Origin of the sequence: Pseudomonas sp. ICBG1301, assembly GCF_016918385.1 — a bacterium.
Taxonomy (GTDB): Bacteria; Pseudomonadota; Gammaproteobacteria; order Pseudomonadales; family Pseudomonadaceae; genus Aquipseudomonas; species Aquipseudomonas palleroniana.
The window spans coordinates 192469-212002 of the sequence record NZ_JAEKGB010000008.1 but is presented as its reverse complement, the minus strand read 5'-3'; the positions used below and the strand labels follow the sequence as shown (position 1 = coordinate 212002).

Sequence of the window (19534 nt, the reverse complement as noted above, 5' to 3'; positions counted from 1 at the left end):
AGGTGAAGATGTCAATGCAAGTAATGCGCGGCTGGGCGACTCGGCACGCGTCCTGGATGGGCCTGATCGGGCTGCTGGGCGCGACGCAGGAGGCGCTGGCCGGTGACTACGATGGTTCACCCCAGGTTGCCGAATTTGTCGGTGAAATGACCCGCGACTACGGTTTCGCTGGCGAGCAGCTGATGGGTGTGTTTCGCGAAGCCCAGCGCAAGCAGGCGATCCTCGACGCGATTTCGCGCCCCGCCGAACGCGTGAAGCAGTGGAAGGAATATCGTCCCATGTTCCTCACCGATGCCCGCGTGGCGCGTGGTGTGGACTTCTGGCGTCAGCACGAGGCTGCACTGGCCCGCGCCGAGCAGGAATACGGTGTGCCGGCCCAGGTCATCGTTGCGATCATCGGCATTGAAACCTTCTACGGGCGCAATACCGGCAGTTACCGGGTGATCGACGCCTTGTCGACCCTGGGTTTCGATTACCCGCCACGCGCCGAATTCTTCCGTAAGGAGCTGCGCGAATTCCTCTTGCTGGCTCGCGAAGAGCAGGTTGATCCGTTGACCCTCAAGGGTTCCTACGCCGGCGCGATGGGCCTGCCGCAATTCATGCCGAGCAGCTTCCGGGCTTATGCGGTGGATTTCGACGGTGATGGCCATATCAATATCTGGAGCAACCCCGACGACGCGATTGGCAGCGTGGCCAGCTACTTCAAGCGCCACGGCTGGGTGGCCGGCGAACCTGTGGTGATCCGTGCCGATGTGACCGGCGATCGCGCCGATGAAGGCCTGACCCAGGGCATCGAGCCTGCCAAGACGGTCGGGGAGTTGCGGGCGCTGGGCTGGTCGAGTCAGAATGCGCCACGCGATGATATGCCGGTGACGGCGTTCCGCCTGGAAGGTGAAAATGGCCCGGAATACTGGATGGGCCTGAAGAATTTCTACGCAATCACGCGTTATAACCGCAGCGTGATGTACGCCATGGCCGTGCATCAGCTGTCAGACATGCTGGTCCAAGCACGGGGCAACAAGTAATGCGGGTATCGCCGTTCAATAAACCGCTCAAGCTGGTGGCGTTTGCCGCGTTGTCCTTGCTGGTTGTCAGTTGCTCCTCCACGACCAGTCGCGCACCGGCGCAGAAGGGCGGGGCTATCGTCCGCGCCCAGCCGGGTCTGGACATCAACCGCGCGCATAAAGATGGCGCACCGTGGTGGGATGTCGATGTTTCGAAGATCCCGGACGCCACCCCAACCCTGCACACCGGCCCGTACAAGGCCAACCCCTATACCGTGCTGGGTAAAAACTACTTCCCGTTGCAGGAATCCAAGAGCTACTCGCAAACGGGTACGGCGTCCTGGTACGGCACCAAGTTCCACGGCCAGAACACCGCCAATGGCGAAGTGTATGACCTGTACGGCATGAGCGCGGCCCACAAGACCTTGCCGCTGCCCAGCTATGTGCGGGTGACCAACCTGGACAACAACCGCACGGTGATCCTGCGGGTCAATGACCGTGGGCCGTTCTATTCCGACCGGATCATCGACCTGTCCTACGCGGCCGCCAAGAAGCTCGGTTATGCCGAGACCGGTACGGCGCGGGTGAAGGTCGAAGGTATCGACCCGGCGCAGTACTGGGCCCAGCGTGGCAAGCCGGCGCCGTTGATGCTCAACGAACCGCAGACGCCGCAGCCACAGGTCACCGCTTCGGCCGGCAAGATCGAACAGTGGACGCCGCCGCCGGCGCAGCACGCACCGGATACCGTGGTTGTACCGCGTGCCGCACCCGGCGCCTCGATGGCCGGCGGGCAATACCTGCAAGTGGGCGCTTTCGCCAACCCGGACGCGGCGGAACTGCTAAGGTCGAAACTCAGCGGTATGGTCAGGGCGCCGGTATTCATCAGCTCCATCGTGCGTAACCAGCAGACCCTGCACCGTGTGCGCATGGGCCCGATCGGCTCGCCGAGCGAGGTTGCGCAAGTACAGAACAGCGTGCGTCTGGCCAACCTGGGGCAACCCAGCGTGGTCACCGCAGAGTAAAAGTAAGGGATTGATGGCTTGGGCCCGCACGCGGGTTCGAGCCTTGGTTGTTGGCTCGTTGAACAATAAAAACCCAGGGGCAAGGGGTGAGCGGGCAACCGAACACGCGACAGTCTGGAAGCGGGCTGTCTGAATAGTTTTGCCCGCGAGGGCAAGTTTTTATAAGCAATTTCGAGAGACGGATGAACATCACCACCTTAGCCAAACGCACGTGCCTGCTTCTTTCGCTGATCATCACCCCGGCCGCCTGGGCGGCTGAGATGGTGCCGGCTTCCCCGCAACTGGCCGCCAAGGCCTGGGTCCTCATGGATGCCGCCAGCGGCAACGTGCTGGTCGAGAGCAACGGTGACGAACGCCTGCCACCGGCCAGCCTGACCAAGCTGATGACGGCTTACATCGCGACCCTGGAAATCCGTCGCGGCCAGATCGGCGAGAACGACCCGGTGACCGTCAGCGAAAACGCCTGGCGTACCGGCGGTTCGCGGATGTTCATCAAGGTGGGTTCGCAGGTGACTGTCAGTGACCTGCTGCACGGCATCATTATCCAGTCCGGTAACGACGCCAGCGTCGCCCTGTCCGAGCACATCGCCGGCAGCGAAGATGCATTCGCCGACCTGATGAACAAGACCGCCGGCGACCTGGGCATGACCAATAGCCACTTCATGAACCCGACCGGCCTGCCGAACCCTGAGCATTACTCGTCGGCGCATGACATGGCGGTGCTGGCTCGCGCCATCATCCGTGTCGACCCGGTTCACTACGCGATCTACTCCCAGAAAGAATTCTTCTGGAACAACATCAAGCAGCCTAACCGCAACCTGTTGCTGTGGCGTGACAAGACCGTCGACGGTCTGAAAACCGGCCACACCGACGAAGCCGGCTACTGCATGGTGTCGTCCGCTGTACGTGATGGCCAGCGTCTGATCGCTGTAGTCTTCGGTACCAACAGCGAGCAGGCTCGTGCGGCCGAGACGCAAAAACTGCTGACTTACGGCTTCCGTTTCTTCGAAACCCAGACCTTCTACAAGAAGGGTGCCGAGCTTGCGACCGCGCCGGTATGGAAAGGCGCCACCTCCCAGGTCAAGGCCGGCCTGGCTGAAGACCTGACCCTGACCATGCCGAAAGGCCAGCTGAAAAAGCTCGCCGCCAGCATGACCATGAACCCGCATCTGGTTGCGCCAATCGCCAAGGGCGACGTGATCGGTAAGGTCGAAGTGAAGCTGGACGACAAAGTGGTGCACAGCGCCGACTTGATCGCTCTGGACGCCGTCGATGAAGGTGGTATCTTCCGCCGCGTGTGGGATAGCATCCGTCTATTCTTCTACAGCTTGTTCAACTGATAGTGTGCACCTGCAAAGCCCCGTGTCGACCCGACACGGGGCTTTGCCCGTCGCCACGGCTTACGCTTACGAGGCCGTTACGCCATGACCGATAAAGAAGTAAAGGCGCCAAAGATCGAATTCCCAGTGACTGATTATCCAGTCAAAGTGATCAGCGATACCGGTGTAGGCAACAAGGACAAGATTCTCGAGATCGTGCGTAAACACGCCACGATCAACGACAACCGGGTGGACGAGCGTTCGAGCACCAACGGTAAGTACACCACGATCCAATTGCACATCGTTGCGACGGATCAGGACCAGCTCTACAACATCAACAGCGAACTGCGGGCCACCGGCTTCGTACACATGGTGCTGTGATGTCGCAGGTCCTGGGCTTTCGCGAGCTCGGCCGGATGGACTACGAGCCCGTCTGGCATGCCATGCAGCGCTTCACCAACGAACGCGGTACCTCGGCTCCCGACGAAGTCTGGCTGGTGGAACACCCGCCGGTGTTCACCCAGGGCCAAGCCGGCAAGGCCGAGCATCTGCTGCTGCCGGGTGATATTCCGGTGGTGCAGGTCGACCGAGGTGGCCAGGTGACTTACCATGGGCCTGGTCAACTGGTGGCTTACCTGCTGCTGGACGTACGCAAGCTGGGTTTCGGCGTACGCGATCTGGTCAGCCGCATGGAGGCTTGCCTGATCGAGCTGTTGGCCAGTTACGGCGTGACGGCCGCGGCCAAGCCCGATGCGCCGGGTGTGTACGTGCAAGGCGCGAAAATCGCTTCGCTGGGGCTGCGTATTCGTCATGGGTGTTCCTTTCATGGCCTGGCCCTGAACGTGGACATGGACCTGGCGCCGTTTCGCCGGATCAACCCGTGCGGTTACGCCGGGCTGGCCATGACCCAATTGAGCGAGCATGCCACACCGATTAAATTTGCCGAGGTAAGTGCCCGGCTGCGTGCGCAGCTCGTCAAACACCTCGACTATGCTGAGCAGACGACCCTGACGGGCGGAATCGACTGATTATGACTACTGATGCAGTGCAAACCATGATCCCGACGGTGGACGTTACCGAACGTCCGGCCCCGGCCCCGCGTGCCAAGGTGGAAGCCGGCGTCAAGCTGCGCGGCGCCGAGAAGGTTGCACGCATCCCGGTGAAGATCATCCCGACCACCGAACTGCCGAAGAAACCTGACTGGATCCGCGTGCGCATCCCGGTTTCCCCGGAAGTCGACCGTATCAAGTCCCTGCTGCGCAAGCACAAGCTGCATAGCGTGTGCGAAGAGGCCTCCTGCCCGAACCTGGGCGAATGCTTCTCCGGCGGCACCGCCACCTTCATGATCATGGGTGATATCTGCACCCGTCGTTGCCCGTTCTGCGACGTTGGCCACGGCCGGCCGAAGCCATTGGACGTCAACGAGCCGGAAAGCCTGGCCATCGCCATCGCCGACCTGCGCCTCAAGTACGTAGTGATCACTTCGGTAGACCGTGACGACCTGCGCGACGGCGGTGCCCAGCACTTTGCCGACTGCATTCGTGAAATCCGCAAGCTGTCGCCGAACGTGATGCTGGAAACCCTGGTGCCGGACTACCGCGGCCGTATGGACGTAGCGCTTGAAATCACCGCTGCCGAGCCGCCGGATGTGTTCAACCACAACCTGGAAACCGTGCCACGCTTGTACAAGGCTGCACGTCCTGGTTCGGACTACCAGTGGTCGCTGACCCTGCTGCAGAAATTCAAGCAGATGATGCCGCACATTCCGACCAAATCCGGCCTGATGCTCGGCCTGGGCGAGACGGACGAGGAAGTGATCGAAGTCATGAAGCGCATGCGCGAGCACGACATCGACATGCTGACCCTGGGCCAGTACTTGCAACCGTCGCGCAGCCACCTGCCGGTGCAGCGTTTCGTGCACCCGGACACCTTCGCCTGGTTCGCCGAGGAAGGTTACAAGATGGGCTTCAAGAACGTGGCTTCCGGCCCGTTGGTACGCTCCTCGTACCATGCCGATGAGCAGGCCAAGCTGGTCAAGGCAAGCCTGGTTTCCTGATAGGGATTCAGACCCAATGTGGGAGGGGGCTTGCTCCCGATAACGGAGTATCAGGCAGCTTATGTGCTGCAGATGTACCGCTATCGGGAGCAAGCCCCCTCCCACATTTCGTTGCGTGTCAGTTAGGGAGAGTTGTGTATGACCGTAGCCGTTCCAGCCCTGCGTTCCGAAGGCACCATTGCCCTGATCGCACCCGCCGGCCCCGCCGCGCTGGATGTCGAAAAAGCTGGCCAGTGGATGCGCGCCCGCGGCTACCAGCTGCGAATCTTTCCTGGGGTCTACGAGCGCGACGGCTACCTTGCCGGCAGCGATAAAACCCGCCTCAACGATCTTCACAAGGCGTTTGCCGACCCTGACATCGACGCGATCTTCTGCCTGCGCGGCGGCTACGGCACGCCCCGGCTGCTCGATAGCATCGATTTCGACCTGCTACGCACCCACCCCAAGCCTTTCGTGGGCTATAGCGACATTACCGCGCTGCACCTGGCAATCAGCCGTTACGCCGGGTTCGTGACCTTCCATGGCCCCATGCTCAATGCCGACCTGTTGGGCGACAAGCTGCCACCTACCGAGTCTTCATTGTTCGCCATGCTGCGCGGCCAACTGGGCACCGGCAGCGTGCTGGCGCACCCGGTGGCCTACCCGTTGAGCACCGTCTCGCCGGGCATTGCCTGCGGGCGCTTGCTGGGCGGCAACCTGTCGATGATCGCGGCAGTGATGGGCACGCCTTACGAGATCGAGGCTGAGGGCATCATCCTGTTGATCGAAGACGTCAACGAACCCCTTTACCGGATTGACCGGCTGCTGACCCATTTGCGCCTGGCAGGCAAGTTGGCCCAGGTCGCCGGCGTGCTGGTGGGGGATGTCGCCGGGGTGGATCAAGCGGCGTTAGAGCGCCTGCTGAAGCAAACCTTCGAGCCGCTGTGCATTCCGGTGCTGTCCGGCTGGCGCAGTGGGCATTGCGATCCGAACCTGACACTGCCGATGGGCGCGTTGGTGCGGTTGGATGCGGGGGAGCAGCGGGTGGTGTTGGAACAGGATGTGGTGTTTAAACCCTGAAACCGCCATCGGGAGCAAGCCCCCTCCCACACTTGCTGTATTCACATATCTGAATTTGTGAACACCGTCAGTGTGGGAGGGGGCTTGCTCCCGATGGCGTCAGTCGCCATAAGCTGATCTACCGGCTCTGCAACGACTCCAGCAGCTTCACTGTCGGATACCCATCCGCCGGCCAGCCCAATGACTGCTGCGCCGCGCGAATGGCCTTGCGCGTATTCGCGCCGATGATCCCGTCTGCGTTGCCCGCGTCATAACCCTTGGCGCTGAGCACTGTCTGCAAATCTATACGCTGGGAGCGGCTCAGCGGCAGCTCGTCCTTCGGCCAACTGCCGAGGATCACACCTGCTCCGCTGAACCGCTGCGACAACAAGCCCACCGCCAGCGCATAGGATGAAGAGTTGTTGTACTTGAGGATTGCCCGGAAGTTATCCAGCACCAGGAATGCCGGGCCTCGATAACCGGCCGGCAGCAGCAGGGCGGCGGAGAGTTGCTCGACATTCGGCGGCATACTGCTGCCGGGCGGCAGTTGGATACCCAGCCGCATCCATTCGGCGACGGTCTTGCGGATGCCGCCGTCGGCCAGGCTGTAGTCGAAGTTGGCTGGCAATTGCCGTACTTCAAAGCCCCACGGCTGGCCGCGCTGCCAGCCGGAGCTCTGCAGGTAATGGGCGGTGGAGGCGAGGGCGTCGGCCGGGCTGTTCCAGATGTCGCGGCGACCGTCGCCGTCGAAGTCGACCGCGTGGGTGTTATAGGTGGTCGGGATGAACTGGGTCTGGCCCATGGCGCCGGCCCAGGAGCCTTTCATCTGGTCGGCAGCGATATCGCCATGCTGGATGATTTGCAGCGCCGCCAGCAGTTGGGCCTGGGCGAACGCCGGGCGACGGCCTTCATAGGCCAGGGTCGCCAGGGAGCGAATCACCGAATTGTTGCCCTGGAACTGGCCGAAGTTGCTTTCCATGCCCCAGACGGAGACCAGTGCTTGGCGATCAACGCCGTAACGCTCCTCGATGCGTTGCAGGATGTCGGCGTATTTGATCAGCAAGGCCTGGCCATTACGTACACGCAGCGGCGACAGTGCACCGTCGAGGTATTCCCATACCGGGCGGGAAAACTCTGGTTGGCTGCGGTCGGCGCGGATAACCGCCATATCGGGAGTGACCCCGGCAAAGGCGTTATCGAACACCGCCGGCGTGATGCCGGCCTTCAGGGCTTCGGCACGAAACCCGGCCATCCACTCGGCAAAGGTTTGGGTCGGCTGGATATCGAGATTGTCCACCGCCAACGGGGCCACCACTGCGGGCGCTACGGCCGGCGCGGTCTGGAGTTTAGGCAGGGGCTGGGCATCTGCGGCGGTGGGTTTTTCCGCGCAGGCGACAAGCAGAATGAGGCTGGAGGCAGCGATCAATTGGCGAAGGTGCCAACGACGGGAAAGACTAGAGGGCATGCACAGGTCCAGGAATTACAGATCAGGTGCAGACCTTATCATGCCGGAGGGGCGCTTGCCTTCAGGCAGCCAGAAAGTAAGAAGCCTCCCAGCTATTAGACTGGAAGGCTTCGCGGCGGTAACTGCCTTTGCCCTTGCCGGCGCGTTCCTGACGGCTGCGGAACAGTGGCTGGGCGATGATGGATTTGGCCTTGTTGGGGCCATGCTTGGATGGCTTTTTGCTCATGGTGGGTACTCTCGTTGGGGGGGAAGAAGCGGTGCAAATAATCTGCCGAAGTTGTGCGGCTGTAAAGCCTGAGAAGTTTCTTGGAATGTAAGCGCAGTCAAAATCTGCGAAGGACGGTTATTCGGCGGGAAGGCTGAGCCGCTGACCCGCCATCAACAGCGACAAGCGACTCAGGCTCATCCACGGCGAACCTGCCGCCTGGCCCTTGATCTGCGCGTCAATGCGTTGTGCCTCCAGCAATAACTGCGCCCAGCGTTGCGCCGAGTGCCGTTGCAGGGCTTTGCTCATCAGGGGTTTGCGTTTGTCCCAGACGGGTGGCTTGGCCTGGCTGAAGGCTCTGTCCAGGGGCGTACCCTGGCTGTATTGCAGGGCAATATTGGCCAGCACCCGTAGCTCCCGGGCCAGGGCCCAGAGAATCACCGGCGGTTCGACGCCTTCGCCGCGCAACCCTTCGAGCATGCGCAGGGCGTGGGCGGGCTCACCGTTGAGGATCGCATCCACCAGCCCGAATACATCGAAGCGCGCGCTGTCAGCCACTGCGCCTTGCACGGTTTCGACGGTGATCTGCCCGTCTTCGGCCATCAGCTTGAGCTTTTCGATCTCCTGGGCGGCGGCAAGCAGGTTGCCTTCGACCCGCGCAGCGATCAGCTCGACCGCGTCTTGCGTCGCCGACAGCCCCGATTGGGACAGCCGTTGACGAATCCACTGGGGCAACTGGTTGCTGTCTACCGGCCAGATCTGGATGAACTGAGTCTGCACACCCTCAACCAGCGCCTTGCCCCACTTGGTCTTCTGCGCACTGCCATCGAGTTTGGGCAAGCTGATCAGTAAGACCGTGTCTTCGGCGGGGCGTGAGCAGTATTCCAGTAAGGCGGCTGCGCCCTTGTCACCGGGTTTGCCCGAAGGCAGGCGCAGTTCCAGCAGGCGTTTTTCGGCGAACAGCGACATGCTCGCGCCGGCTTGCAGCAACGTCCCCCAGTCGAAACTGGCATCGGCGCTGAACACCTGGCGTTCATCGAAGCCCTGCTGGCGCGCAGCCACGCGGATAGCGTCGGCAGCTTCCTGGCACAGCAGCGGGTCATCCCCGCTGACGATGTAGACAGGCGCGAGGCCACTTTGCAGGTGTTTGGCGAGTTGAGCGGGAGCGAGTTTCATAGGCAGGGCGAACGGGGCGCCTGGGGCGCCCCGTATGGCTTACTCGGCTGGGACTTCAACAGGCGATTGTTTCGGCGTGTTGTCTTCATACTCCTGCGCGGCTTTCAGGGCATCGGCGTCAGCCTTGGCCTTGTTGTCAGCCGTCTGTTGCAGGGCTGCCAGCTTTTCCGGGGTCAGCTGTTGCAGGCGGACCATCAGACGCTGGATCAGCTCACGACGCATTTCCTTGCGCACCTGGATAATTTCCGAGTCCGAGCCCACCAGGTTGTTGCCGTCGTGGCTGACGACCTTCTGCACTTCAACCTTGTCGCCCATCAATGGCAGTTGATCACGGCCACGCAGTTCATACACGACTTTGGTATTCAGCTCGATGTCCGACGCACGACCGGCGCTGGCGTAGCTGAGGTTACGCTGGGTTTCCTGCTCGTCGATCAGGTTCAGCTTGTAGGTCGCACCGTTGTAGACGTGCACGCCGCTGTTTTCCAGGGTCTGGCGCAGTTGCTTGACGGTTTCGCCGTAGGCGTTGCGGGCGCTGACGTCGAGTTCCTTGAGTGACAGCTCGTTGGTGCCGGTACCGCGCAGCTGGAAGCCGCAAGCGCTCAGCAGCACGGCAAGGCCCATTACCAGCAGGTTGCGTTTGATCATTTTGTTGCTCCCCTTGAAACCATGTGGGCCCTATCGAGGCCCTGAAGGCTTTGTTCGGCGCAGGGCCCAAGCCCTGCGCCCGATCCGATTAGCTAGCGACGATATTGACCAGTTTGCCAGGCACCACGATCACTTTGCGGATCGTCAGGCCTTCGGTAAAGCGCAGCACGTTTTCGTTGCAACGCGCCGCCGCTTCAACTTCCTCGCGAGAGGCGCTGGCCGGCATGTCGATCTGGCCGCGCAGTTTACCGTTGACCTGGATCACCAGTTGCAGCGTGTCCTGTACCAGGGCGCTGTCGTCCTGCACTGGCCAGCGCGCATCGATGACCGCGTCGCTGTGGCCCAGGCGGCTCCACAGTTCGTGGCTGATGTGCGGCGTGATCGGTGCCAGCAACAGGGTGACGGTTTCCAGGCCTTCCTGGATCAACGCACGGTCCTGTTCGGTGGCTTGCGGTGCTTTTTCCAGCACGTTCATCAGCGTCATCACCTGGGCGATGGCGGTGTTGAATTTGTGGTTCTGGCCCACGTCCTGGCTGGCTTGGCGGATAGCCAGGTGAGTGCTGCGGCGAACGGCTTTCTGCTCATCGCTCAAGGCTGCAACGTCCAGCTTGCCCGGCAGGCCCTGGCTGACATGGGCGTGCGCCAGACGCCAGACGCGCTTGAGGAAGCGGTGTGAACCTTCGACGCCCGAGTCGGACCATTCGGCGCTCATGTCGGGCGGCGAGGCGAACATCATGAACAGGCGGCAGGTGTCGGCGCCGAACTGGTCGATCATCGACTGTGGGTCGACGCCATTGTTCTTCGACTTGGCCATCTTCTCGGTGCCGCCGATTTCCACCGGCAGGCCGTCGGCTTTCAGCTTGGCGCTGATCACCTTGGCTTTGCTGTCGCGCTCAAGCTCCACGTCCGCCGGGTTGAACCAGGTGTAGGCGCCATTGGCTTCGCGGCGATAGTAAGTCTCGGCGATCACCATGCCCTGGGTCAGCAGGTTCTTGAACGGTTCATCGGAGCTTACCAGGCCTTCATCGCGCATCAGCTTGTGGAAGAAACGCGCGTACAGCAGGTGAAGAATGGCGTGTTCGATACCGCCGATGTACTGATCCACCGGCAGCCAGTGGTCGGCCGCGGCTTTTTCCACCAGGCCGCCCTCATAGTGCGGCGAGGCGTAGCGGGCGTAGTACCACGAGGACTCGACGAAGGTGTCCATGGTGTCGGTTTCACGCTTGGCCGGCTGTCCGCATTTCGGGCAGTTGCACTCGTAGAACTCGGGCATGCGCGCCAGCGGCGAACCGGCGCCATCCGGCACCACGTCTTCCGGCAGTACCACCGGCAATTGGTCTTCCGGCACCGGTACGTCACCGCAGCTTTCGCAGTGGATGATCGGGATCGGGCAGCCCCAGTAGCGCTGGCGGCTGATACCCCAGTCGCGCAGGCGGAACTGGGTGCGCGAGGCGCCGAGGTTTTTCTTGATCAGGGCGACTTCAATGGCGTCGAAAGCGCCCTGGAAATCCAGGCCATCGAACTCACCGGAGTTGATCAGCGTGCCGTGCTCGCCATAGGCGTCTTGCCACGGGGCCGGGTTGGTGTCACCGGAACTGGTGCGCACCACGGATTTGATCGGCAGGCTGTACTTGGTGGCGAACTCGAAATCGCGTTCATCGTGCGCCGGCACAGCCATTACCGCGCCGTCACCGTAGTGCATCAATACGTAGTTGGCGACCCACACCGGCAGCTTCTCGCCGGTCAGCGGGTGTTCGACGAACAGGCCGGTTGGCAGGCCTTTCTTTTCCTGGGTGGCGACGTCGGCTTCGGCCACGCTGCCGCCTTTGCATTCGGCGATGAATGCCTGCAGCTCAGGGTTGTTCTGCGCGGCCTGGGTGGCCAGCGGGTGTTCGGCGGCGACGGCAACGTAGGTTGCGCCCATCAGGGTGTCCGGACGGGTGGTGAAGACTTTCAGTGCGCCCGCTTCGCCGATCGAATCGACGTTGTACGGGAACTGCACTTCCATGCCCTTGGATTTGCCGATCCAGTTGCGCTGCATGGTCTTGACCTGTTCCGGCCAGCCCGGCAAGTCGTCGAGGCTCGACAGCAGTTCATCCGCGTAGGCGGTGATCTTGAAGTAGTACATCGGGATTTCGCGCTTTTCGATCAGCGCGCCGGAACGCCAGCCGCGACCGTCGATGACCTGCTCGTTGGCCAGTACGGTCTGGTCGATCGGGTCCCAGTTCACGGTGCCGTTCTTGCGGTAGATCACGCCTTTTTCGAACAGGCGCGTAAACAGCCATTGTTCCCAGCGGTAGTAGTCCGGCTTGCAGGTGGTCACTTCGCGCGACCAGTCCACCGCCAGGCCCAGGCTGCGCAGCTGGGTCTTCATGTAGGCGATGTTTTCGTAGGTCCACTTGGCGGGCGCCACGTTGTTTTTCATCGCAGCGTTTTCCGCCGGCATGCCGAAGGCGTCCCAACCCATGGGTTGCAGGACGTTCTTGCCGAGCATGCGCTGGTAGCGGGAAATGACGTCGCCGATGGTGTAGTTGCGCACGTGCCCCATGTGTAGCTTGCCGCTGGGGTAAGGGAACATCGATAGGCAGTAATAAGTCTCCTTGCCTGGCTGTTCACTGACTTCAAAGGACTTTTGCTCGTCCCAGAAGGTTTGGGCGGCATTTTCTATTTCACGGGGCTGATATTGTTCGTGCATGGCTACTTTTGAACTGAATAGGGGTGGCCTAATCCTCTTCGGTACAACATTCAGGTGATCGACGCCAAAAAGCGGCGCGTCTGTGCCCAAACCCTGCGGGAAGTGGAGTTACAGGAAGCGCCGTAGCATACATGACCCCACTCTATCGAGGGAAACCCTGATTGCGCGGTCGAGGCCGTCTGTCGCGGCGCCGGGCAGGCACAGTCACGCAGACTACGCTGTTTATTGGGGAGCAAGTATTTCTTCAATGAGGTGAGGGGATGGGTGAATCGCAGCGAACCTTAACGAAACCGCAATTGTATGAAGGGCTGATCGACCGTTTGGGTCGGGCATTGGATGCTGCAAAAACCGCAGGCCGATTGCGTGATGAGCGGCCTCTGGAACTGGAGTTGCGAGGCTTGAGCCAGGCTGAACTTGAACTGATCAAGCGCTACCTGGAATTGAATCAACATCGCGCCTCTTCTGGGCAGGCTTCCCCGCCGTCCCAGTCTCAAGAGCCGACGCGTTCAGCCAAGGTGATCTGGCTGAAGGACCTGTCCGCCGGGCGGGCAGGCGACAAACTCAAGGCGGTGAGGTGCAAGTGAAATAAACCGCGTGTCTGTCGTTGGTTTTTCTCGGAATGTGCTGGTAAGGATTGTCGCTGAACCCCGTTGCATCTAGGCTTCGGGCATCTTAGGAGATGCCCGATGCCTTTTCGTTATTTCATCAAACAACTATTGCTGCCGCCCGGCATCTTCTTGCTGTTGCTGGCGTTCGCCTGGTGGGTTCGTCGCAGCCGCCCGCGCCTGGCAGGGTTTTGCTTTGCCCTGGATTTGGGGGGCATGTGGCTGATGAGCCTGCCGGTGATGGTGCAATGGGGAGCGCATGCGCTGGAGACCGAACCACCCCTGGCCCGTGAAGAGTGGGCGAGCCTGGCGCAACGGGCCGATGCGATTGTGGTGCTGGGTTCGGGGCGCGAGCGCGGTGACTCCGCATGGGGAACCGACCAGCCGACCGGGATCGGGTTGGAGCGCGAGCGTTATGCCGCACGTCTGGCCAAGGCATCCGGCTTGCCGGTGTTGACCAGCGGCGGCTTGCACTACGGCACGCCGCCCAGCGAGGCCGAGCTGATGGCTGTGTCGATGCAGGATGACTTTGGCGTCACCGTACGCTGGAAGGAAGAGCGTAGCCGTACCACCTGGGAAAACGCGCAGATGAGTGCCGAGATCCTGTTGCCCCAGGGCATCAAGCGCGTCGTCGTGGTGACCCAGGCCTGGCATATGCCGCGTTCGGTGTGGAGCTTCGAGAAGGCCGGTTTCACGGTGGTGCCGGGGCCGGTGGGGTTCCTTGGCGTAGACAATGCGCGACCGCTAGGAGGCTGGATGCCCGAGTTCAAGTCGGTGTGGCAGAGCGGGCAGTTGCTCAACGAGGCCGTGGGGCAGGTAGGGTATCGGTTGTTCTACCGATAACACCGCAGATCAAAATGTGGGAGGGAGCAAGTCCCCTCCCACATTCTCGGTTAGAGCGCCTTGGACATCCGGCCGGCCAGCAGCGCCCAGCCAAACAGCAGCACGCACACGATGATCAGCGGCCACGAACGCCATTGCAGGTACGGCGTGAGGTTGTGCATCGGCACGACCTCTCCGTAGAGAATCCCGCGTTCGAACTGTGGGATCTGCGCAGTGATCTGCCCGAATGGGTTGATCAGGCCGGTCACGCCGTTGTTGGTGGCGCGGATCATCCAGCGACCGGCTTCCAAAGCCCGCATCTGCGCCATTTGCAGGTGTTGCAATGGGCCGATGGAGCGGCCGAACCACGTGTCGTTGCTGATGGTCAGCAGCAGGTCGCTCTGGGCCGCCAGGCCTGCGGCAAACTCCGGGTACACCACTTCGTAGCAAATGAACGGCGCAACGTGATAGCCCTTGGCCTGGAGCATGGCCTGGTCAGAAGGGCCTCGGGCGAAGTCCGACATGGGCAGGTCGAAGAAGGCGATCAGCCCGCGCAACAGGTCTTGCAGCGGCACGTACTCACCGAAAGGCACCAGCTTTTGCTTGAGGTAGGTGCCGTCGCCTTCGCCTACAACCGTGATGCCGTTGAAGTAGCGCTTCTCGTGATGGACTTCCTGGCGAATCGGTACGCCGGTGATCAGCGCGGAATTCCGCTCGGCGGCGAACTTGCCCATCATGCCCAGGTAACCTTCGACGGACTCCTTGAGCACCGGTACAGCGGTTTCCGGCCATATCAGCAGGTCGGTGCGCTTGGCGCTGAAGCTCATGTCGCGGTACAGCGCCAGCTGCGCATTGAGTTGCTCGGGGTCCCACTTCATGCTTTGTTCGACGTTGCCCTGGATCGCGGCCACGCTCAGTGGCGCGCCGGCAGGGCTGGTCCAGGCATGGTGTTTAAGTGCAAAGCCGACGGCCCATGGCCCAACCAGCAGCACCAGGCCCGCGCCGATAAAAGCGTTGCGCTTGCCCGCCAACAGGCGGGGCAGGTTGCACAGCAGGGCCGCCGTGAGTGCCAGGGCAAAGGAAATCAGCCACATGCCGCCCAGCGGGGCGAGTCCGCTGAGCGGGCCGTCGAGCTGGCTATAGCCGGAGTACAGCCACGGGAAGCCAGTGAGGAACCAACCGCGGAACGCTTCCTGGCCGACCCACAACGCAGCAAAGGCCAGCGCGTCCGCCAGCGGCGCCTCATTACGGCGCAGCCAGCGCGCCCATAGCCACGCGGGCAGGGCGAAGAACCAGGCGATGGCGGCGGTGAACAGCAGCATCAGGAAGCCGGCCAGCAGCGCCGAAGCACCACCAAAATGGTGGATGCTGTAGTAGATCCAGCTGGTGCCGGCGCCAAACAGGCCGAAACCGAAACACCAGCCACGGCCCAGGGCCTGGCGTGGCGTCAGTTCCCGGAGCCCGACATAGAACAATCCGACGGCCACCAGGGCAAACGGCCACAGGTCGAACGGTGCCAGGGCCAGGGTGGTGACGGCGCCGGCCACCACGGCCAGCAAGTTACCGGGCCAGCCGGGGGCTATAAAGCGGCGCATATCAGTCCTTAGCGGGCAATAGGTGTCAGGCGGATCAAGTGGATGCGACGGCTGTCCGCATTCAGGATGCGAAAGCGATACGCACCGATTTCGGTAGTTTCGTTACGCTTTGGCAGGTGCCCGAACGCATTCATTACCAGGCCGCCTACTGTGTCGAACTCATCGTCGGAGAATTCGCTGTCGAAGAACTCGTTGAAGTTCTCGATCGGCGTCAGCGCCTTGATCAGGAAGTCACCGCTGGGCAGGGGCTTGATGTAGCTGTCTTCTTCGACGTCGTGTTCGTCTTCGATGTCGCCGACGATCTGCTCCAGTACGTCTTCGATCGTTACCAGGCCAGCCACGCCACCGTATTCGTCGATCACAATGGCCATGTGATTGTGGTTGGCGCGGAACTCGCGCAGCAACACATTCAGGCGCTTGGATTCAGGCACGAAGGTGGCCGGACGCAGCAGGTCCTTGATGTTGAAGTTGTCACCGTTCTCCTTGAGGATCAGCGGCAACAGGTCCTTGGCCAGCAGGACACCCATGACATCGTCATGGCTTTCACCGATCACCGGGTAGCGCGAGTGCGCCGAGTCGATCACGGCCGGGAGGAATTCCCGTGGGGTCTGGGTCGCCTTGATGCTGATCATCTGCGAGCGCGGTACCATGATGTCCCGTACTTGCAGGTCAGCGACCTGGATGGCGCCCTCGACGATGGCCAGCGCTTCGCTGTCCAGCAACTTGTTCTGATGGGCTTCGCGCAGCAGCTCCAGCAGCTCCTGGCGGTTTTTCGGCTCGTGGGCAAAAGCCTGGGTCAACTTGCCCAGCCATGACTTCTGCCCGTTGCTCGATCGGTCTTCGCTCATAGCGATTACTCTGAATCCTTTGTTGTATAGGTTAAGTGTTGATCAGTTTTCGTCATCTGCATAAGGGTCAGGGTGACCCAGTTCTGCAAGCAACGTTTGTTCCAGTGTTTCCATTTCCTCGGCTTCGTCATCGTCTATATGGTCGTAACCCAAGAGATGCAAGCAGCCGTGGATGACTAGATGGGCCCAGTGGGCTTCAAGTTCCTTGCCTTGTTCACGCGCCTCGCGCTCCACCACCGGCACGCAGATGACCAGATCGCCCAGCAGGGGAATATCCAGTAACTCATCCGGTACGTCGGCGGGGAAGGACAGCACGTTGGTGGCGTAATCCTTTTGCCGCCAGGTGTGATTCAACTCACGGCCCTCAGGCTCGTCCACCAGGCGGATGGTCAGCTCAGAGTCGGCGGTGCGCTGGCGCAGGGCCAGGGCGCACCAGCGGCGAAACTGTTCTTCACTGGGCGCGGGCGCGTCGGTCGCCAGTTGCAGGTCTAGCTCAAGCATCGTGGCGTGCGTCCTTCGGGGCGTCGCCCTGGTGTTCGAAGCGCTCGTAGGCTTCGACGATGCGCTGCACCAGCGGGTGGCGCACGACGTCCTTGGGCATGAAATGCGTGAAGCTGATGCCCGGCACATCCTTGAGTACCTCGATCACCTGGCCCAGACCCGATTTGGTGCCCTTGGGCAGGTCGACCTGGGTGATGTCACCGGTAATCACGGCGGTGGAGCCGAAACCGATACGGGTCAGGAACATTTTCATCTGCTCGACGGTGGTGTTCTGGCTCTCGTCGAGGATGATGAAGCTGTTGTTCAAGGTGCGACCGCGCATATAGGCGAGCGGGGCGATCTCGATCACCTGGCGCTCGATCAGTTTGGCCACGTATTCAAAGCCGAGCATCTCGTAAAGTGCGTCGTAGAGCGGGCGCAGGTACGGGTCGATCTTCTGCGCCAGGTCGCCGGGCAGGAAGCCGAGTTTCTCGCCGGCTTCGACCGCTGGGCGCACCAGCAGGATGCGGCGTACTTGCTCGCGCTCCAGGGCATCCACCGCGCAGGCTACGGCCAGGTAGGTCTTGCCGGTACCGGCGGGGCCGATGCCGAAGTTGATGTCGTTGCCGAGGATTTCCTTGACGTAGCGCTGCTGATTCAAGCCGCGTGGGCGAGTCATGCCTTTCTTGGTGCGCAGGGCCACGCTGGCTTCGGCCACCGGGTTGTTGGCCAGGTCTTGCACGGCGGATTCCTGCAGGTACAGGTGCACGGTCTCCGGCGACAGCTCACTACCTTTGGTTTCGCGGTAGAGGCGACGCAGCAGGTTTTCTGCCGACGTGGTGTGCTGGGGTTCGCCAATCAGCTCGAACTGATTACCGCGGTTGCGGATCTCGATGCTCAGACGTTGTTCGATCAGGCGCAAGTGCTCGTCGAACTGTCCGCACAGGTTGGCGAAACGGCGAGCCTCAAAAGGCTCGAGGAGAAAACGATGAGGTTCTATGGGTGCGTTCAAGGTCGCTTTTAGCCGCCCTTTGGCTGTTGAGGTGAAAGAGAGGATAACGCCAGCCGCCGGTGTGCGAAAGCACTTATATAACCCGAATTCGGCGTAATCCCAGTGTGGGAGGGGGCTTGCTCCCGATAGCAGTGGTCCAGATAAAGCATCTGGGGCTGACACGCCCTCATCGGGAGCAAGCCCCCTCCCACATTTGATCTGTGTCGTTCACAAGGTCACGGCAATAACGACCCGCGCAACGAGTGCGGTTGTGCCGCGTCGATGTGCACGTCGGCGAATTGGCCGATCAGGGTCGGATTGTCGCAGCGGAAGTTGACGATTCGGTTGTTCTCGGTGCGGCCTTGCAGTTCGCCCGGGTCTTTTTTCGAATAGTCGGTGACCAGGATGCGTTGGATCGAGCCGACCATTTGTCGGCTGATCTCGAAACCTTGCTGGTTCAGGCGATGTTGCAGTGCGTTCAGGCGTTCTTTTTTCAGCGCTTCGGGGGTGTCGTCCGCCAGATCGGCGGCCGGGGTGCCCGGGCGCGGGCTGTAGACGAACGAGTAGGAAAAGTCGAAACCAACATCTTCGATCAGCTTCATGGTCTGCTCGAAGTCTTTTTCGGTCTCGCCCGGGAAGCCGACGATGAAGTCCGAGCTGATGCAGATGCCCGGCACCGCCGCCCGCAGTTTGCGCAGTTTGGATTTGTATTCCAGGGCGGTATGGTTGCGCTTCATGGCCGCCAGAATGCGGTCCGAGCCCGACTGCACCGGCAAGTGCAGGTGCTTGACCAGTTCCGGCACTTCGGCGTGGGCCTGGATCAGGCTGTCGGAGAACTCCAGCGGATGGGAGGTGGTGTAGCGAATGCGTTCGATGCCGTCGACCGCGGCCACCACGCGGATCAGCTCCGCCAGGTCGGCCATTCGTCCGTCATGGGTCTGGCCGCGATAGCCATTGACGTTCTGGCCCAGTAGGGTCACTTCGCGCACGCCGTTTTCGGCCAGGTGGATGATTTCCGACAGCACATCGTCAAACGGCCGGCTGACTTCTTCACCGCGTGTGTAAGGCACTACGCAGAAGGTGCAGTACTTGCTGCAACCTTCCATCACCGACACGTAGGCGCTCGGCCCGTCGATGCGCGGCTCGGGCAAGTGGTCGAATTTTTCGATTTCCGGGAACGAGACATCGACCTGCGGCAACTTGGTCACGCGGGCGGCGTCGATCATTTCCGGCAGGCGGTGCAGGGTCTGTGGGCCGAAGACCACATCGACATAGGGCGCGCGGTCGCGGATCGCAGCACCTTCCTGGCTGGCCACGCAGCCGCCGACGGCGATTACCATCTCCGGGTTCGCCAGCTTCAATTCGCGCCAGCGGCCCAGCTGGGAGTACACACGGTCCTGGGCTCGTTCGCGGATCGAGCAGGTGTTGAGCAGGATCACGTCGGCATCTTCGGCGCGGGCGGTGACTTCCAGGGCCTGGTGTTCGCCCAGCAGATCGACCATGCGCGAGCTGTCGTACTCGTTCATCTGGCAACCGTGGGTTTCGATGTAAAGCTTCTTGGCCATGGG

General features: G+C 61.5%; 19 protein-coding genes. 9 read left to right on the top strand and 10 right to left on the bottom strand.

The annotated features are described in order from the left end of the window. Positions 1-14 precede the first annotated feature (14 nt). The 7 genes from mltB to JBE38_RS20310 all read left to right on the top strand — a co-directional run bounded on the left by mltB (position 15) and on the right by JBE38_RS20310 (position 6460). On the top strand, positions 15-1025 hold the full coding sequence (gene mltB / locus JBE38_RS20340; RefSeq protein ID WP_198762230.1) for a lytic murein transglycosylase B: 1011 nt from the start codon (positions 15-17) through the stop codon (positions 1023-1025). Next, positions 1025-2026 carry a septal ring lytic transglycosylase RlpA family protein gene (locus tag JBE38_RS20335; protein ID WP_090365644.1) on the top strand — a complete coding sequence of 334 codons (1002 nt, stop codon included), beginning with the start codon at positions 1025-1027 and terminating at the stop codon, positions 2024-2026. Before mltB ends, JBE38_RS20335 begins: the two co-directional genes overlap by 1 nt. Before the next feature lie 182 nt (positions 2027-2208). Then, a complete protein-coding gene (locus JBE38_RS20330) occupies positions 2209-3366 on the top strand; it encodes a D-alanyl-D-alanine carboxypeptidase family protein (protein WP_060754725.1) in 1158 nt (385 codons plus the stop codon). A gap of 84 nt (positions 3367-3450) precedes the next feature. Continuing rightward, entirely contained in the window at positions 3451-3726 is a 276-nt protein-coding gene (locus tag JBE38_RS20325; protein ID WP_090365645.1) for a DUF493 domain-containing protein, read from the top strand. Then, on the top strand, positions 3726-4373 hold the full coding sequence (lipB, locus tag JBE38_RS20320) for a lipoyl(octanoyl) transferase LipB (protein WP_104996062.1): 648 nt from the start codon (positions 3726-3728) through the stop codon (positions 4371-4373). Before JBE38_RS20325 ends, lipB begins: the two co-directional genes overlap by 1 nt. 26 nt (positions 4374-4399) lie before the next feature. Beyond that, complete coding sequence (gene lipA, locus JBE38_RS20315; protein WP_161548486.1) at positions 4400-5401, top strand: lipoyl synthase; 1002 nt, start codon at positions 4400-4402, stop codon at positions 5399-5401. Positions 5402-5539: 138 nt separating this feature from the next. Next, positions 5540-6460 (top strand): S66 peptidase family protein, encoded by a 921-nt coding sequence (locus JBE38_RS20310; RefSeq protein WP_090365650.1) that lies wholly within the window; start codon positions 5540-5542, stop codon positions 6458-6460. A 118-nt stretch (positions 6461-6578) separates the two neighbouring features. Here the strand turns inward: JBE38_RS20310 and JBE38_RS20305 are convergent, their stop codons facing one another. From JBE38_RS20305 to leuS, 5 genes are all read right to left on the bottom strand, one after another. Further along, positions 6579-7904: a lytic murein transglycosylase gene (locus tag JBE38_RS20305; RefSeq protein ID WP_205344993.1), complete on the bottom strand. Its 1326-nt coding sequence runs from the start codon at positions 7902-7904 to the stop codon at positions 6579-6581. 61 nt (positions 7905-7965) lie between these two features. Next, on the bottom strand, positions 7966-8130 hold the full coding sequence (gene arfA / locus JBE38_RS20300; RefSeq protein ID WP_003176285.1) for an alternative ribosome rescue factor ArfA: 165 nt from the start codon (positions 8128-8130) through the stop codon (positions 7966-7968). A gap of 117 nt (positions 8131-8247) precedes the next feature. Then, on the bottom strand, positions 8248-9285 hold the full coding sequence (gene holA / locus JBE38_RS20295; RefSeq protein WP_205344992.1) for a DNA polymerase III subunit delta: 1038 nt from the start codon (positions 9283-9285) through the stop codon (positions 8248-8250). Positions 9286-9324: 39 nt separating this feature from the next. Then, positions 9325-9930: an LPS-assembly lipoprotein LptE gene (locus JBE38_RS20290; RefSeq protein ID WP_090365654.1), complete on the bottom strand. Its 606-nt coding sequence runs from the start codon at positions 9928-9930 to the stop codon at positions 9325-9327. Between the two features lie 88 nt (positions 9931-10018). After that, the gene (leuS, locus tag JBE38_RS20285) at positions 10019-12625 is read right to left on the bottom strand and encodes a leucine--tRNA ligase (protein WP_090365655.1); all 2607 of its coding nucleotides are present in this window, start codon (positions 12623-12625) and stop codon (positions 10019-10021) included. A gap of 260 nt (positions 12626-12885) precedes the next feature. Here leuS and JBE38_RS20280 point away from each other — a divergent pair, with 260 nt between their 5' ends. Next, the gene (locus JBE38_RS20280) at positions 12886-13209 is read left to right on the top strand and encodes a hypothetical protein (protein WP_060754716.1); all 324 of its coding nucleotides are present in this window, start codon (positions 12886-12888) and stop codon (positions 13207-13209) included. Positions 13210-13311: 102 nt separating this feature from the next. Continuing rightward, entirely contained in the window at positions 13312-14073 is a 762-nt protein-coding gene (locus JBE38_RS20275; protein WP_205344991.1) for a YdcF family protein, read from the top strand. A gap of 50 nt (positions 14074-14123) precedes the next feature. Here JBE38_RS20275 and lnt read toward each other — a convergent pair whose 3' ends face one another. The 5 genes from lnt to miaB all read right to left on the bottom strand — a co-directional run bounded on the left by lnt (position 14124) and on the right by miaB (position 19531). After that, positions 14124-15647, bottom strand: coding sequence for an apolipoprotein N-acyltransferase (gene lnt / locus JBE38_RS20270; protein ID WP_090365660.1), 1524 nt, complete (start codon positions 15645-15647; stop codon positions 14124-14126). Between the two features lie 8 nt (positions 15648-15655). Further along, complete coding sequence (locus JBE38_RS20265) at positions 15656-16495, bottom strand: HlyC/CorC family transporter (protein ID WP_017735641.1); 840 nt, start codon at positions 16493-16495, stop codon at positions 15656-15658. 42 nt (positions 16496-16537) lie between these two features. Next, positions 16538-16996, bottom strand: a complete 459-nt coding sequence (gene ybeY / locus JBE38_RS20260) for an rRNA maturation RNase YbeY (protein ID WP_060754712.1) — start codon at positions 16994-16996, stop codon at positions 16538-16540. Further along, positions 16989-17987, bottom strand: coding sequence for a PhoH family protein (locus JBE38_RS20255; protein WP_205344990.1), 999 nt, complete (start codon positions 17985-17987; stop codon positions 16989-16991). The genes ybeY and JBE38_RS20255 overlap by 8 nt, the downstream gene beginning before the upstream one ends. 215 nt (positions 17988-18202) lie before the next feature. After that, entirely contained in the window at positions 18203-19531 is a 1329-nt protein-coding gene (gene miaB / locus JBE38_RS20250) for a tRNA (N6-isopentenyl adenosine(37)-C2)-methylthiotransferase MiaB (RefSeq protein ID WP_104996058.1), read from the bottom strand. Between the last annotated feature and the right edge of the window lie 3 nt (positions 19532-19534).